Raw genomic sequence first — 14,386 nt, forward strand, 5'->3', positions numbered from 1 at the left:
CCCGCCCTGCTGCCTATGAATCCTATTCAGCGGTAACAGCATTGGAAAGCAGTTGCCGTGTGAGCACGACGAGTCGTTCGGCGGCTGCCGGATCGAGGGTTGCCAGGTCGAGCGGCAGGGTTTTGCCACGGTCGATCGCGGTCAGACCGGCGGCCGGCGGGTAGTCGAGGAAGCCGTGGATCGGCTCCACTGATTGCTCGACCGTGCGGGCGAACAGGACGGCGGCGGTGCGGATGAACGCGCGGGCCGGGGCGGGAAGTGGGCCGAGGTCACCGCTTTTGGTGAATCCCGGGTGGTAGAGGACATAGGGGATGGGGTCTCGGGGCTGGTTGGCGTAGGACGCGCCGAGTAGATCGTTGGCACGGCCGGCCTGGAGCTGGGCGCGAACGGTGCTGTAGCCCTGCGCGAGTTGCAGATCGTCCCAGTAGATCTTGCCCGCGGTGACACCGACGCCCGCCACGTTGACGATCACCGGATGCGCGCTGCGCGACAGCAGCGGGGCGAGTTCGTGGCCGAGCAGGTAGCGGCTGAGGTAATAGAGCGCGAAGGTCCGCTCGAGCCCGTCCGCGGTCAGTGTGCGCCGCCGTGATTGGCGGTTCGCGAACAGGCACAGCGCGTCGATCACCTCGTATCGACCGGCTATGTCGCGGATGGCGGTGCGGGTGTGCGCGATGCCGGAGAGGTCGGCGCGGATGAACTCGAGCCGGTCGCCCGCGCCGATTCGGCGCGCCTCGGCGGAGATTCGCGCACCCTTGGCGGGGTTGCTGCCGATCACGAGCACGCGATCGCCGCGCTCGAGCCGCGCCAGCGCGAGTGCGCGCCCCATGCCGTCGGTGCCGCCGCTGATGACGATGACGCGGGGTGTTGTGGACAAGGCGAAGTCCTTCCGGTGGTTACCGATGGTGCGTACTGGCATCATCGGTAACCGAGAACTCCCGGGGAAGAAGGCAGTTTCATGTCCGCTGCGAACATCGATGTTCCCTCCATGGTCAGCGCGGATTTGCCGAGCCCGGTCCCGGCCCGGGAGTACGAGGAGTGCGCGGTGACCGATGTCCTGCGCCGCGTCGGCGACAAGTGGTCGATCCTGGTGATCGTGCTGCTGGGCAAACGCCCCCACCGCTTCAACGAACTCCACCGCGGGATCGAGACGATCAGCCAGCGGATGCTGACTCGCACGCTGCGCGCCCTGACACACGACGGCCTGGTCCGCCGCGAGGTGTTCCCGACGACCCCGCCGACCGTCGAATACAGCCTCACCCCGCTCGGCCGCTCGCTGCTCACACCACTGTCCGCCCTGGCCGACTGGGCGGTGGAGCATCAACCGCAGATCGCAGCGGCCCGAGCGACGAACGACGCGGCCGTCTGACATCGACCGGTGCTGATTTACTGGCCTCCGTGAGAGTTCGGGACGCGGGCAAGCGATTCTGGTATCTGCGGCGGCGGTTCGCGCCGTGGCGGCGGGTGACGCAGCCGTTCCATATCGCCATCGAGAACACGTATTTTCGGTACGAGGTACCTGTGGGGGCGGCGGTGGGTCCGGGGGTCGAGGAGGGGCGACCTCCGACGCCGCGGACCATTCGCAAAGAGCGGCGGCAGCGTGAGCGCGAGGAGAAGCTGGAGGGGCTCAGCGGGTGGGAATGGGTGTGGAAGCTGCCCTTTCTGCTGGTGTTCCTATTGGTGATCGTTGTGCTCGGGCAGGCGCTCGAGTTGCTGGCGTTGGTGCTGTGGTTTGTGCTTTTCGCTGCCTCGCTCGTCGAGATGGCCGCGCAGGTGGTTGTCGGTGTGCCATTGCTGGTGGCACGGATGTTCGGGGTGGTGAGCACGCGCGTCGATGTTTTTCGGGAGCAGGGAAACCACTTGGCGTCGCTGACGGTGTTGCGTGTGCCGGGTTACTGGCGGGCCGGGCGACTCGTCTCCGTGCTGGCGGAACACCGGCGTACGGCGGATCGGCCGTTCGACCCGATTCACGATCCACAGGTTTCAATGCTGTTGCGGGAGTACGAAACCGTGGTGGTCAGCCATGCGAGTCTCTACGCCGAGGCCCAGGCATACGCGCCGATGGCAGAGCCGCGGCATCGCCGTGGATGACGAGCCGGTGCGGGAGTCCCCTCGGTTCGAGGGGGAGGTGGATGGCGTCGTCCCGATCTACAGCGTCGCCAAGATCTTCACCGCCGCCGCGGCGCTGCTGCTGTTCGAGGAGTCCGATCCGATCGGATCCTTGACCTCCGTTGCTCCCCGGTTCGCCGGTATCACCGTCGGCGATCTGCTCACTCATCGCTCCGGGCTCGGCGACTACGGCGCTTGGCCGGACTACGCCGACGCGGTCGCACGACGGGAAACGCCTTGGCCCGCAGAACTTCTGCTGGATCGAGTCACGATGAATCCGCCCGGGCAATTTCACTACTCGAACATCGGCTACTTCCTGATCCGCCGGGCACTCGAAGACGCCTGTGGTGGAACGTTTTTCGAGGCGCTCGACAATGCCGTGCTCGAACCCCTCGGGGTACCGGCGTTTCCATTCGCACACCTCGAGGATTGGGGGCGGTGCGCGCCGTCGACGGTGCCCGACGTCTCGAACTATCACCCGGGCTGGGTCTATTCGGGAACCTTTGCCGCGACGGCGAATTCGGCCGCGCGGGGGCTCTCGCGGCTGATGTCCGGCGGGCTCGGGGACATTGGACCGCGGATGGCCCGCACATATCCCGTGACAGCGCCTGGACATCCATGGACCGAACCGGGTTACGGCTCGGGATTGATGACCGACGGCCGGCCGCCGACCGTGGTGGGTCACGGTGGCGACGGCCCGGGCTTCACACTGTTCATCGCGTCCACGATCGACGGCCGGCGGGCGCGCGGTGTCGCGGTTCCCACTGAAATCGGCTCCACCGGTCTGGTGGTCGCGAGCGATCCGAGTTTAGGCTCTCCTCAATGAGGATCGGCTTATATGAAGTGCATTCCAGCGTGCGTTTATCCTGCTTTTCATGCCAACAGGAACTGATGTCAAGCACAGCAAGTTTCAGGCTCTACTGCAGGACCAGATCCGCCACGATCTGAATATCGAGCATCAGTATCGCTCGATCGCGGCGTGGTTCGACAACGCCGACCTGCCCGTCCTCGCCGGGTACTTCTACCGGCAGGCGGTCACCGAACGCAATCACGCGATGATGATCGCGCGCTACCTCATGGATCACGATATCTCGGTGGACTGGCGGGGTATCGATTCCGCGAAGTCCACGTTCTCCTCGGCCGAGGAGGCGGTGACGCTGGCGGCGACGATCGAGCGCGAAACCACCGCGCAAATCGTGAACCTGGCCGCGGCCGCGCGCGAGGGCGGCGATTACCAGGGTGAGCAGTTCACCCAATGGTTCCTGAAGGAGCAGCAGAGGGAATTGGCGACGATGACGACGCTGGTCGTCGTCGCCAAGCGCGCCGCCGGGAACATGTTCGATCTGGAGGAATTCGTGTCCCGTGAGATGTCCGGTCCCAAGGACGCGTCGGGTGCGCCGTCGGCGGCGGGCGGAACTCTCTAAAGCTCTTTTCCCTCAGGCAAACCGCGGCAGGCCCGATTCATCTCGGGCCTGCCGCCGTATTTTCGGCACATGCCTCAGGCATTGGTGTTGTCGGCGGGAATTCCTTCGGGGAATGGGGCGGCGCTGGCGTCGGTACTCGCTTGCGGACAGTCGATATCGAGGGTGTACGCGGTCATCGACAGCGAGCCGAGGGCGCATCCGTCGACGAGCACGTCCGCGTTGCCGCCGGACGCCGCGGCCAATCCCGCCAGATACAGCAGTGGGAGGAAATGGTCCGGGGTCGGTACGGAGGCCTCGAAGTCCTCGTGCCCGACCAGGTTCAAGATATCGGCGGGACGATTCACCATCAGATCCATGGCGCTCGCGTCGAATCGCCGTGCCCAGTCGAAACCGCTGTCGGGGTACCGCGGATCGATGCTCCGCAGGTTGTGCACCACATTGCCGCTGCCCAGCACCAGAATCCCCCGTGCGCGCAGCTCGGCCAGCCTGGCGCCCAGATCGAAGTGATAGCCGAAATCCTTGTCGCCGTTGATGCTCAGCTGCACGACCGGAATATCGGCGTCGGGAAACGCGTGCCGCAGGACCGACCAGGAGCCGTGGTCGATGCCCCAGCTGTCGGTGTCCGCACCCACCCACGTGGGTTCGACGGCGTCACTGATCTCCTCGAGCAGCTCGGGCATACCGGGTGCCGGGTACTGCACCTCGAACAACTCCCGCGGAAATCCGTAGAAGTCGTGAATGGTCCTGGGCCGCGCCATGACGGTGACCGCGGTGGCGTTGATGTACCAGTGCGCGGACACCACCAGAATGGCGCGCGGGCGCGGCACCGAGAGCCCGAACGCGCGCCACGTGGCGGTGTAGCGGTTGAGCTCGAGCGCGTTCATCGGGCTGCCGTGCCCGATGAAGGCCGCGGGCATCACGGACGCCGGGTCCTTAGCGAGCACTGGGATCGACCGCCTTCTCGGATAGGGCACGCGGAACGCGTTGTCCGTCATGTGGATCGGTGGCGGCATCGAGGGCCGCGTTGGTCGTGTGCAATTGTTCCAGCGTCGAGCGGTGCCGGCGCTGGAAATCCTCGCGCGCCCATCCCCTGCGGAACGAGACGAACGACTTCCCACTTTCCAGCTGCCAGGTGTACCAGAACAGATACGGGATGGTGAGAACGAAATTGACTACGCCCCAGGTGATCCACACGTCGTTGTCGAACCAGCCGTCCGAGGGCATGACGGTGGGGAAGATGTTGTAGATGGCGATCACGAGCATGAGGACGGGCAACGTGTAGATGCGCGCCATGATGTAGAGCTCGGGACGGCGTTTGACCAGCGGGTAGATCTCGGCGACAGCGAGAATGCAGATGCTGGCGGCGAAATGCTCTTCTTCGGGCGGGTACCCGCCGAAGGTGAAGCAGAGGTTCCAGGTGGTGTAGAGGAAGTTCCAGGCCATGGTGGTGTAGGCGACGAGTTCGGCATTGCGACCGGGCAGGATTTCCCAGAAGCGCGGACTGTACGGGATGGTCAGGCACAGGCCGAGCCCGACGGCCGCGTTCCAGTAGTTGCCGATCTCGGCGTCGCGCAGGGTGGCCTCGGCGATGTTGAGGAACAGGATCGCGTAGGGAAACCACAAGAACCGCGGATTGCGCAGCAGATCCCAGATCCGGCCCGGGCGTTGTTCGGCGACCGCGATGCGCATCGCCCCGACGATGGTCAGGGGGATCAGCACCGACAGGATCTTCGCCCAGGAGAACCAGTTGACCAGGCCGATATCGCGTCCCGGGCCCCAGATCCACAGCGGGAAGGTGAGCAGCGACAGGCCCCAAACCCACATCGCCGGGCGCGGATGCTTGCGCATGAAGTCCACGATCAGCCACAGGATCGCGCAGAACACCAGCATCGACACCGCTGTGACCCAGGTGAAGGGAGCCGGGTCGCCGGAGACCGCTTCGGAGGCCGCCGAGATCATCGTTCCGCCTTTCCATCGCGAACATCGATACATCGGGGGCGACCGGGTGCGTCCCTGTGGGAATCGTCGGTCATCGGTCGCCGGACTTGGTCGCGACTCGCCGACTTGGTTAGCTGAACATTCACCACTGCGCCGGAGGCTCAGGTGGACCGAAGGAAGCAGGATCGGCGCGGTCGTCGTAAGTCCTTTCTCGGGTAGCCATCGCGTCAGGCTCTCAGAGAGCACAGTTGCGCTTGCTGTAAATTTGCCATCGATGGGCGGTTGCCCGCCCCGCCGTTGTGAACGAATTGTGCCCGGCCAGAATTCGACCGAACGGAGATGCGATGACGGCGATTGCGGTGATCGGGGTGGGCGACATGGGGGCGGAGATGATTCCGCACCTCGTGGGCGCCGGGCACGAGGTGACGGCCTTCGACGTCGACCCCGACCGGAACCGGTTGGCGAGCGAACGTGGCGCGCAGGTGGCATCCTCGGGCGCGGCCGCGGCCAAGGGAGCCGAGATCGTTCTGGGCCTGGTCATGTCCGATCAGCTCGACGCGGCGTTCAACGGACCGGGCGGGGTGTTCGAGGGGATCGGCCCGGACGCGATCGTGGTGGTGACCTCGACGACGACACCGCAGGTGCTCGAACAGGTCCGGGCGCACGCTCCCCAGGGCACCCGGGTGCTCGACGCGCCGATCGTCGGCGGGGTGCGGTACGCCCGCGAGCGCGCGGTGACCTTCCTGGTCGGCGGCCCGGCCGCCACCGTCACCGCCGTGACCCCGGTCCTGTCCGAGCTCGGTCATGTACGCCACGTCGGCGACGCGGGGGCGGGAGTGGCCTACAAGCTGATCACCAATGTCGCGGTGATGGCCGCCGAGGCGGGGCTGCGCGAAGCCCTGGACCTGGCCGACGTGTTCGGCATGGACTATGACACCGCACTCGACCTGATGGCGGTGGGCCCGATGGCGCCGGTGGTGACCCGCGCTCGCGACACCACGAACCCCCGCCCCCTGCGCCGCTCGGCCCAGGACGACGACACCCTGCTGTCGTCGGTCCCCGATCCGGCGTCCGTGCTGCCGATCTCCCATGCGGCCCGGGGCCGGCTCTGGGAGGCGGTGAACCAGGATCCGGGCTTCGAGCCCGACTTCGTGGATCTGACGCGGAAAACTACTGCACGACAGCCATATCGATAGGAAGTCGCGGCGCAATCAGCCCCGAGCAGCCGGTTTCATGCAGAAGTGAGATGTCCGGAATTGGTAGCTCTCTGCGGGCTTCCGTTTGGCCGAGAAGGAGTCGGATCGCCATGGCGTGGTTCCGAGCTGGTGGACAAGGGCCTCGCCCCAGGTCTCGAAGAGGCACATGGGGCGCGACCCTCGTATCGGCTCGGACACCGGGAAGGTTCCATGCTGCGCCGACATCTGATCCCACACCACCGGGCGGCCCTTCGGCCAGCGTCGATATCCGATCGTGCCGCAATCGCAAGGACCCGGCGTTCGCGCTGGCGGTGTTCAGCCGTTCTCTGCGGAACGGTGACAGTACACAGCGGCTACGCCTTCGGGCTGTCCCAGATCCCGCCCGCGGGGCCGATGGCAATCTGGGTGGAGTGACCTGCGGCCTCGATTCCCGAGACCCGCGTCGAGATCGACACCGGACCGCTGCCCCAGGCCGCTGATCGAGTCCAGGTGCTGTGTCCCGACAGCCCGGTTCAGCGTGGACCTCGGCCCTCGCGGGGCGCCCGGAGCTGCACCTGGCGGCTGGTTCGTGAAGGCGGTCGGCTGGCCGCTCGCCACCGGGCCGGCGCTGAGATCACATGCAAATGGCTACTTTTCGGTAACCTGACATGCGCGGTATCGGACACGCCGACATCGCGTGCCGATCAGCACCGATTTCCTGCGGCGACGGGGAGTTCGTTCTAGCCTGTGCGCGGGTGCCACATGATCATCGAACCCTCACACGGCGGATTCGCCGGGTGAACGGCTACCGCCGGGCGTGCGATGGTCGGCAGGTATTCCCGGGTCGCCCCGCCCAATGGTGGTCCCGGGGAGGCCGGCCTGCAACCGGCCCCCGCGGTTAACCCTGTCGGCGGGCGCGAGGACAGAACGGTAGAACACTCGGCCTCGTGCCCGTCGACGGCATGTCCAGCATTTCACGTACGCCCCGTCGGATCTGCGGATATCGGGGCTGTCCACCCAACTTGGGGGTTGCACGATGACGGCTGCGAACACGACCGGTGCGGGCCGGTTGCTGATTCAGATCCTGAACCGCTACGACACTCTCGACGAATTCCTGGCTCACATCCGCCAGGGCATCGACGCGCCTACCGACCAGTTGCCGCGGGTGCATCCCGACGATCAGGGTTGAGCGCTCAACGGACCAGGCGTGCCAGGGTGTCAGGTTGCGGCACTGCGCCTTTCGGACGAGGGGGACGGAGTCTGGCCAGACCACAGAATCATGGGCGGCCGACTCCATTTGAAGCGTGCAGTTTTCAGTTAATCTCCCCATCATGGTCGACCCCCGCATTGCCGGCACCGCTCTGATCGCGCTCGCGCTGCCAATTCTGTTCGCTCCCAACGCCACTGCGGAAGTCAGCTCGATCGCGGTGCTCGACGAATCCATGTACGAGACCTGTGGCGAGGCATCGAACGGGTGCACGGTCCTGGTGACGGCCACCGGCGCCGACAAGGAAGACCTGCTCACCGTGTCCATCAATGGCGTGGTGGTGAGTGAGCGGACGCCCGTCTACAGCCACCTCAGATCGAAGTATGTCGTGGAATTGAGCTGGAGACCCACCGCTGCGGGGACCTACACCTTGACCGCCACTCAGGGAACTTCCACTCGGACAACTCGGTTCACCGTGTGCCCCGAGATTCTGGCGAGCACCGGGTCGGCCCCCTTCGCCGCCTGCAAGGTTACCGCCGGCTCTGCCGAAGCCGCAGGCTCCGCGGCCGGGTAGCCCGCTTCGGGGACTCCGCGAGGGATATCCCGCACCGTGCCGCGAGCAGGCCTTCGCGGACCGCGATCGCCGCCCACGTCGAGCCGCTGTCACTGACCTGGACCCGGGACGACACGGCCGCCCTGGTGATCCGCGAGATCGGCGGTCAGCGCTGCTACAGGGTGGATGTATACCTCCCGACCGATCACGACCTCACCAGTGGCACATACCCATCCACGGGTGCGCTCGGTGACATCTCCACAATGCTGACCAGTCCTGAGCAGTACGCCGCCGGGCAAGTGGCCCGCCTGCGCTCGATCGGCATCGACGGGATTCGCCGGCAAGGGTTCGAAATCGCCTGCCCGGCAACGCTCTGACGTTGAGCGCTTGACCTGAACCTATATTGAGCTCCTAACGTCCGCTCCATGAACGCGAACAGGAACTCGAAGTCAACGACGGTAGCGGTTCTAGGGTTGGGCGAGATGGGTTCGGCGCTGGCCGCCGCGCTCGTGGACGCCGGTTATCCGGTGACGGTGTGGAACCGGACGCCGGACAAGGCTGACGCGCTGGTGGCCAGGGGCGCGCTCCGGGCTGTGGCGCCCGAGGGTGCGGCGGGTGCGGCCGAGGTTGTGATCATCAACGTCAAGGGCGGCGCGGCGGCGCGGGAGCTGCTGCGCACGACGGGGCCGGTCTTGAAGGGACGAACGGTCATCGACTTGACGGACGGCTCGTCCGAAGAGTCGAGAGCCACAGGGGAATTGGCGTCCGAGCACGGTGCGGGGTACCTGCACGGCCAGATAATGACGATCGCGCCGGCGATCGGCTCGCCGGACGCTGTGGTCTTCTACAGCGGCTCCCACGACGTCTTCGCCCGGAACGAAGCGGTGCTACGGGTGCTCGGCGGCCGCGCCACCCACGTCTCTCCCGACCCGGGCGTATCCGTGCTCTACGGAATGGCGGTCCACGACATCATGTGGGGCCTGCTGAACGGATTCCTGCACGCGGCAGCACTTCTGGGCGCCGCGGGCCTCCCGGTCGGCGATTTCACCAAAATCGCGGAGCCGTCCCTGACCGCTCTCCCGTCGCTGTTCCCGATGCTGGCGGGCGAGATCGACCGCGCGGAGTTCGCCACACCCTACGGCGCCCTCCGCCACCACCTACCGTCTCTCGACGACCTGCTCACCGAAAGCCGCACCCGCGGCATCGATATCGACCTACCCACGGCCACCCGCGACCTAGTGGCCGAGGCTCTCGAAGCGGGCTACGGCCACGACAGCTACGCCCGACTGGTCGAGCGCTTCGGCCGGGGGTAGCCGCTCCACAGCGTGGATGAACGGATCACTCGGAGCGGCCCGCCTCGCCACCGGTGGATCGGTTGCCCGCCGGACGCCCGAAGTAGTCGCGCAGCTTGTCGGTATAGGCCCACCGTTGTTCACCGGGCACAAACCCGGGCAGCGGGCGGGACATGTACAGATCGTCGCCGTGGTAGCGGGGGAAGACGTGCACGTGGTAGTGCCAGACGTCCTGTCCGCCTGCGGGTTCGTTGTGCTGGCGGGTCGATACCCCGGCGCAGCCGTACGTGGCTCGCATCGCCACGGCGACCTCGCGGACCACGTCGTGTACCGCGTGCCCGTATTCGGCGGGCAGGTCGTACAGATTCTCGTGGTGGGCGTTCGGGATCACCAGGACGTTTCCGTGGTTGTTCGGCCACCAGCGGGAGGCGGTGAAGGCGGTGGCGTGAGCGGTGCGCAGCACGATGTCGCGCGGGGTGTCGAGGGGAGTCTCGCCGCCGGCGAGCAGGAAGCAGAACGGGCAGTCGTAGCCGGCGGGTTCATGATTGTGCACGATTGCCCAAACCTACTGCACCACTGCCGCTTCGAAGGTCAGGTGCTCGAGATATCGAACGCCCCTCGTTTCGCGGAGCGCGGAACTGCGGACTACGACTCCCGGGTGAGTAGCAGGGACAGCACCGCGCGGACCTCGTTCTGGGCGGGGATCGGGAGGCTGCCGCGGCCGTGGATGAAGCCGATGCCGAGGTAGACCATCGCGCCCGCGCGCAGGCGGGCGGCCTCGGGGTCGAAGCCGAGCTCGGACAGGGCCGTGCGGATCGTGTCGAAGATCCGTTTGTCGAGTTCGCGGACCGCGGTTTCCACGCTGGGGTGGGTGCGGCTCCATTCGCGGACCGTGGCCTCTACGAGCCAGTCGCGTTCGACGAGCATCGTGGCCATGGCCTCGAGGCGTTGCTCGATCGGCATCGACTCGACCGTCGCGACGTTGGCGATCACCACGGCCTGGTTGGCGCTCCAGCGGTCGGCCATGGCGTTCTCGAGTTGGCCTATGTCGTCGAAGTGCCAGTAGAAGCTGCCCTTGGTGACGCCGAGCGCCTCGCACAGGCGGGGGATGCGGACCGCGGTCGGGCCCTCCTGCGCGAGCAGGGTCAGGGCTCCGTCGATCCAATCGTCGTAGGACAGGCGGGGGCCGCGGCCGCCGGGTTTGGCGCCGCGCTGCTGGGCTTCGGCCTTCTTGGATTTGCGCGGGGCGGCGGGGGTGCGCGGGGGCTCGATGGTCATGGGCGGCGGGGCCTGTGGGTCATCTGCACACCTCGATCGTAGAAGGCGGGGCGTCGAGGGCCGGTGGACGAACCCGTCAAGTAACCATTCTCGAAAGTACGGTCTACTGTACCCGAAGGTATGGAGTGGCGTTCGGATACGCCCTCACCAGAAGGGTTGAGCACGATGGACGGCACTTTCGACCGGCGCGGGCTGTTGCGCGGCGGGATCATCGGCACCGCGGCAGTGGCACTGTCCTGGAACGGAATTCGATCCGCGAGCGCGCCACCGAGCCCGCTGATCTTCCATTCCCCCGAACTCACCCCGTTCGTCGACGACCTGCCGAGATTGCCCGTGATATCCGGGCGCGAACTGCACGTCACCGCCGCCACGACCACCCACCGCTTCCATCGCGACCTGCCCGAATCACCCGCGATGGGGTACAGCGGCATGGGATACCTGGGCCCGACGATCGAACATCGCGCGGGCACCCCACTCACCGTGCGGTTCCGCAACGAGCTCGGCCCGCACCCGTTCGCGGCGGACCTGGACACCACCGTCCACGGCGTCCACGACGGCTTCCGCACCGCGCCCCCGACCGTGCTGCACCTGCACGGCGGAGTCACTCCACCCGACAGCGACGGACATCCCGAACGCCCCGTGTACCCGGGACAGCACGCCGTGCACGAGTACCCGTTCCCGCAGCACGCGGCCGGGCTCTGGTACCACGACCACGCGATGGGCATCACCCGCGCCAACGTCTACGCGGGCCTGGCCGGAATGGTGCTGCTGCGCGACGAATTCGACACCGGCGCCGCCGACAACCCGCTCCGATTGCCGGCGGGGGAGTTCGAAGTGCCACTGGTGTTGCAGGAGAAGATCTTCGACGCCGACGGCCGGCAGAGCCTGCGCACGACACCGGTGGTGCCGCAGGGCTCCTGGGAGGGCGGCGGCGTCGGGGATGTGGGGGTGGTCAACGGCAAGGTCTGGCCGAACATGGATGTGGCACGCGGGCTGTACCGCTTCCGCGCGCTGAACGCGGCCTCGTACAGCGTGTGGAATCTGTTCTTCGGCAACCGGATGCGGTTCTGGGTGATCGGCAACGACCACGGCGTGCTGGACGCGCCGGTGCCGGTGACCGAGTTCCTGCTGGCCCCGGGCGAGCGCGTGGATCTGCTGGTCGACTTCTCGGGGCTCGCACCGGGGGAGACGGTGGAGTTGCGCAATGATCTCGCCCCGCCGTTCCAGGCCGCGGTGCTGGGCGAGGTCGCGATGGAGTTGTTCTGCCGATTCCGCGCCGAGGATCGCATCGGCTGCACGCTGCCGGTGCCGGTTCGGCTGCGCGGCGGTCCGGGACTGCCGGACATGCTGCCGCCCTTGGCTTCTCCGTCGATGATCCGCAACGTCACCGTCAGCCAGCCGTACGAGGTGCGGATGCCGCCGTCGATCATGTCGTTGAACAACCTGCGGTACAGCAGCTCCGAGATCGAGATGCCCCGGCAGGGCACGGTCGAGCAGTGGAACATCATCAACATCACCCCGGATCCGCATCCCATCCACATCCACCTGGTGACGTTCCGGATCCTGGATCGCACGGTCTTGCGGACCGTGGATTACCAGGTAGCCAATCCGCAACCGCCGGTGGGGGAGAAGTGGACACCGGCACCGGACGGATTCCTCAGCGGCGCACCGATTCCCGCCGAGGAGTGGGAATCGGGCTGGAAGGACGTCGTCCGGACCGACGGCGGCACCGTCACCCGCATCATCGTGCGATTCCCGACGGCCGCGGAACTCGGATTCGATCCGGACGCGGCGTTCGCGCGGGTGCCGGGGGAGCAGGCCCCGGCTTCCGTTCCGGCGGCGCCGCATTCACCACACGGTGCGGGCGTGCACCCGGTGCACGACGGTCCGCACACCGATGAGCTTCGCGGTTACGTCTGGCATTGCCATCTGCTCGATCACGAGGACCACGACATGATGCTGCGTTTTCGGATCGTGCCGTGAGCACGGCGGAACCCCCTCCCGCATTTCCATACTTTTGAGTACGGTGGGAGGTACCTTTCAGTATGTTGAGGTGGTCGTCCCCGATAGGTGATCGCGGGATTCGAACGGAAGGATCACCCATGTCAGTGGATATCCCGTCGGTGCCCGCGACAACGCCAGCCCGCTGCCCCAGCGCCTTTCGTTTTTGGCAAGCCCGCGACACCCCCGCGGCCCGGCGGCTGGATCGCCTGCTCACCACGCTCACCGGGAGCGGGGCGTTCCCCACCGACGAGCAGGCGCACGCCCTGTGCGCGGACCTGTTCACCGGCGACCCGGTCGCCGAGCGCTTCGTGGCCGCGGTCATGCACGGCGAGATCGGCCGGGTGCGCGGTCGGGCGATGCTCGAGACCGCCCTCGAATCAGGCATCGACGCGGTACCCGACGCCCCGGCCGAGATGCGGGAACTGTTCGCCGAGTTCGAAACCGAGCCGGACTGGCTGCGCCCGGAGCTGGTCGAACAGGGTGCGGCCATCTGGCGGCGCTGGGGCACAATGCTTTTCAGCTTCGCCGGCGCGGAAACCCTGGAGGTGTACACCGAGGCTGCGGTGGCGACACCGCTCTCACTCGCCGGCGGGTACGCGGGAGACAGCGCGCTGCGGCGGTTTCTCGAGACCTGCCGGTTCTGGATCGACGTCTCACAGCCGGGTGCGCTGCTGACCCCGGGGTCGCCGGGCCGGGCCACCGCGATGAAGGTGCGGGTCATGCACGTCTCGGTGCGAGCCAAGGTCGCCGAGCACCCGGAATGGGACACCGAGCGGTGGGGGCTGCCGATCAGCCAGACGTATCAGCTGCTGACCCTGCTCGCGGGCAGCGTCACGCCCGGCATGGGCCTGTGGCTGCTCGGCTATCAGACCACACCGTCGGAAATCCGTGCGCTGCTGCACTTTCAGCGATACATGGGTCATCTGCTCGGGGTTCGGGTGCAGTGGTATCCCGAGACGATCGTCGATTCGCTGCGGGTGCTGGCCATGACGGTCATCGCCCGCTCCTTCGACGCCGGACAGCACGGTGCGGAGCTGATCGAGTCCTACCCGGAGGCATTCGCGCCGCGGCCCAACCAGCAGGGGTGGGCGCGGGTGCGCGCGGCCTACAACTACCGGATCAACTCGGTGTACGCGGCCATGTACATGGCTCCCGGCACCCGGCGCGGCTACCGGATGCCACCGGCCTTCCCGTGGATTCTCATCCCCGTCGCACGGTTTCCCCTCATCACCGCGATGGAGATCGCGCGGCGCGTCTGCCCGCCGTTCGCGCGCGTGCACGAGCGGGTCATGAGCAAGCATCGCGAGAACTGGTATCGAGCCCAGATGTCCGGGCGGGAAGCGCAATTCGACGCCAGCGGTGCGCTGCGACGCTGAACGGCTTCTCCGAATCCCTTCTTTCCCAAGGAT

16 protein-coding genes are annotated in these 14,386 nt (G+C 66.8%); 11 read left to right on the plus strand and 5 right to left on the minus strand.

Features of this window, described 5'->3' with window-relative positions; translation table 11 throughout:
- Window positions 1-22: 22 nt before the first annotated feature.
- A complete protein-coding gene (locus ACFVBH_RS26500) occupies window positions 23-874 on the minus strand; it encodes an SDR family NAD(P)-dependent oxidoreductase (RefSeq protein ID WP_379005502.1) in 852 nt (283 codons plus the stop codon).
- 81 nt (window positions 875-955) lie between these two features.
- Here ACFVBH_RS26500 and ACFVBH_RS26505 point away from each other — a divergent pair, with 81 nt between their 5' ends.
- The 4 genes from ACFVBH_RS26505 to ACFVBH_RS26520 are packed head-to-tail and all read left to right on the plus strand — an operon-like array spanning window position 956 to window position 3,530.
- Window positions 956-1,366 carry a winged helix-turn-helix transcriptional regulator gene (locus ACFVBH_RS26505; RefSeq protein ID WP_379005504.1) on the plus strand — a complete coding sequence of 137 codons (411 nt, stop codon included), beginning with the start codon at window positions 956-958 and terminating at the stop codon, window positions 1,364-1,366.
- A 29-nt stretch (window positions 1,367-1,395) separates the two neighbouring features.
- Complete coding sequence (locus ACFVBH_RS26510; RefSeq protein ID WP_379005506.1) at window positions 1,396-2,088, plus strand: hypothetical protein; 693 nt, start codon at window positions 1,396-1,398, stop codon at window positions 2,086-2,088.
- A gap of 37 nt (window positions 2,089-2,125) precedes the next feature.
- On the plus strand, window positions 2,126-2,932 hold the full coding sequence (locus tag ACFVBH_RS26515; RefSeq protein ID WP_379005508.1) for a serine hydrolase domain-containing protein: 807 nt from the start codon (window positions 2,126-2,128) through the stop codon (window positions 2,930-2,932).
- Between the two features lie 49 nt (window positions 2,933-2,981).
- Window positions 2,982-3,530, plus strand: coding sequence for a ferritin (locus tag ACFVBH_RS26520; RefSeq protein ID WP_354987892.1), 549 nt, complete (start codon window positions 2,982-2,984; stop codon window positions 3,528-3,530).
- Window positions 3,531-3,604: 74 nt separating this feature from the next.
- On the opposite strand, the gene ygiD is transcribed toward ACFVBH_RS26520, so the two are convergent.
- Window positions 3,605-4,447 carry a 4,5-DOPA dioxygenase extradiol gene (ygiD, locus tag ACFVBH_RS26525; RefSeq protein ID WP_379005510.1) on the minus strand — a complete coding sequence of 281 codons (843 nt, stop codon included), beginning with the start codon at window positions 4,445-4,447 and terminating at the stop codon, window positions 3,605-3,607.
- Window positions 4,448-4,463: 16 nt separating this feature from the next.
- Window positions 4,464-5,489 (minus strand): hypothetical protein, encoded by a 1,026-nt coding sequence (locus ACFVBH_RS26530; protein WP_354987894.1) that lies wholly within the window; start codon window positions 5,487-5,489, stop codon window positions 4,464-4,466.
- A gap of 323 nt (window positions 5,490-5,812) precedes the next feature.
- Between ACFVBH_RS26530 and ACFVBH_RS26535 the strand changes: the two genes are divergently transcribed.
- From ACFVBH_RS26535 to ACFVBH_RS26555, 5 genes are all read left to right on the plus strand, one after another.
- A complete protein-coding gene (locus ACFVBH_RS26535) occupies window positions 5,813-6,664 on the plus strand; it encodes an NAD(P)-dependent oxidoreductase (RefSeq protein ID WP_379005513.1) in 852 nt (283 codons plus the stop codon).
- A gap of 1,015 nt (window positions 6,665-7,679) precedes the next feature.
- The gene (locus ACFVBH_RS26540) at window positions 7,680-7,832 is read left to right on the plus strand and encodes a hypothetical protein (protein WP_379005515.1); all 153 of its coding nucleotides are present in this window, start codon (window positions 7,680-7,682) and stop codon (window positions 7,830-7,832) included.
- Window positions 7,833-7,974: 142 nt separating this feature from the next.
- Window positions 7,975-8,424, plus strand: coding sequence for a hypothetical protein (locus ACFVBH_RS26545; RefSeq protein WP_379005517.1), 450 nt, complete (start codon window positions 7,975-7,977; stop codon window positions 8,422-8,424).
- A gap of 125 nt (window positions 8,425-8,549) precedes the next feature.
- Window positions 8,550-8,780, plus strand: coding sequence for a hypothetical protein (locus tag ACFVBH_RS26550; RefSeq protein ID WP_379005519.1), 231 nt, complete (start codon window positions 8,550-8,552; stop codon window positions 8,778-8,780).
- A gap of 48 nt (window positions 8,781-8,828) precedes the next feature.
- Complete coding sequence (locus ACFVBH_RS26555; protein WP_379005521.1) at window positions 8,829-9,716, plus strand: NAD(P)-dependent oxidoreductase; 888 nt, start codon at window positions 8,829-8,831, stop codon at window positions 9,714-9,716.
- Between the two features lie 25 nt (window positions 9,717-9,741).
- Here ACFVBH_RS26555 and ACFVBH_RS26560 read toward each other — a convergent pair whose 3' ends face one another.
- Window positions 9,742-10,248 carry an HIT family protein gene (locus ACFVBH_RS26560; protein ID WP_379005523.1) on the minus strand — a complete coding sequence of 169 codons (507 nt, stop codon included), beginning with the start codon at window positions 10,246-10,248 and terminating at the stop codon, window positions 9,742-9,744.
- 92 nt (window positions 10,249-10,340) lie between these two features.
- Window positions 10,341-10,973 carry a TetR/AcrR family transcriptional regulator gene (locus ACFVBH_RS26565; RefSeq protein ID WP_379005525.1) on the minus strand — a complete coding sequence of 211 codons (633 nt, stop codon included), beginning with the start codon at window positions 10,971-10,973 and terminating at the stop codon, window positions 10,341-10,343.
- 165 nt (window positions 10,974-11,138) lie between these two features.
- Here ACFVBH_RS26565 and ACFVBH_RS26570 point away from each other — a divergent pair, with 165 nt between their 5' ends.
- Entirely contained in the window at window positions 11,139-12,956 is a 1,818-nt protein-coding gene (locus ACFVBH_RS26570; RefSeq protein WP_379005527.1) for a multicopper oxidase family protein, read from the plus strand.
- A 119-nt stretch (window positions 12,957-13,075) separates the two neighbouring features.
- Window positions 13,076-14,353: an oxygenase MpaB family protein gene (locus ACFVBH_RS26575; RefSeq protein ID WP_379005529.1), complete on the plus strand. Its 1,278-nt coding sequence runs from the start codon at window positions 13,076-13,078 to the stop codon at window positions 14,351-14,353.
- Window positions 14,354-14,386 lie beyond the last annotated feature (33 nt).

The sequence above is a fragment of the Nocardia sp. NPDC057668 genome (assembly GCF_042799795.1).
Classification (GTDB): Bacteria; Actinomycetota; Actinomycetes; order Mycobacteriales; family Mycobacteriaceae; genus Nocardia.

Excerpts from the sequence above, each read along its gene's own strand:
- ACFVBH_RS26505 (WP_379005504.1), top strand. The coding sequence starts at position 956 with ATGTCCGCTGCGAACATCGATGTTCCCTCCATGGTCAGCGCGGATTTG.
- ACFVBH_RS26530 (WP_354987894.1), bottom strand. The coding sequence starts at position 5,489 with ATGATCTCGGCGGCCTCCGAAGCGGTCTCCGGCGACCCGGCTCCCTTC.
- ACFVBH_RS26555 (WP_379005521.1), top strand. The coding sequence starts at position 8,829 with ATGAACGCGAACAGGAACTCGAAGTCAACGACGGTAGCGGTTCTAGGG.
- ACFVBH_RS26565 (WP_379005525.1), bottom strand. The coding sequence starts at position 10,973 with ATGACCATCGAGCCCCCGCGCACCCCCGCCGCCCCGCGCAAATCCAAG.
- ACFVBH_RS26520 (WP_354987892.1), top strand. The coding sequence starts at position 2,982 with ATGCCAACAGGAACTGATGTCAAGCACAGCAAGTTTCAGGCTCTACTG.
- ACFVBH_RS26545 (WP_379005517.1), top strand. The coding sequence starts at position 7,975 with ATGGTCGACCCCCGCATTGCCGGCACCGCTCTGATCGCGCTCGCGCTG.
- ygiD (WP_379005510.1), bottom strand. The coding sequence starts at position 4,447 with ATGCCCGCGGCCTTCATCGGGCACGGCAGCCCGATGAACGCGCTCGAG.
- ACFVBH_RS26540 (WP_379005515.1), top strand. The coding sequence starts at position 7,680 with ATGACGGCTGCGAACACGACCGGTGCGGGCCGGTTGCTGATTCAGATC.
- ACFVBH_RS26575 (WP_379005529.1), top strand. The coding sequence starts at position 13,076 with ATGTCAGTGGATATCCCGTCGGTGCCCGCGACAACGCCAGCCCGCTGC.
- ACFVBH_RS26570 (WP_379005527.1), top strand. The coding sequence starts at position 11,139 with ATGGACGGCACTTTCGACCGGCGCGGGCTGTTGCGCGGCGGGATCATC.
- ACFVBH_RS26535 (WP_379005513.1), top strand. The coding sequence starts at position 5,813 with ATGACGGCGATTGCGGTGATCGGGGTGGGCGACATGGGGGCGGAGATG.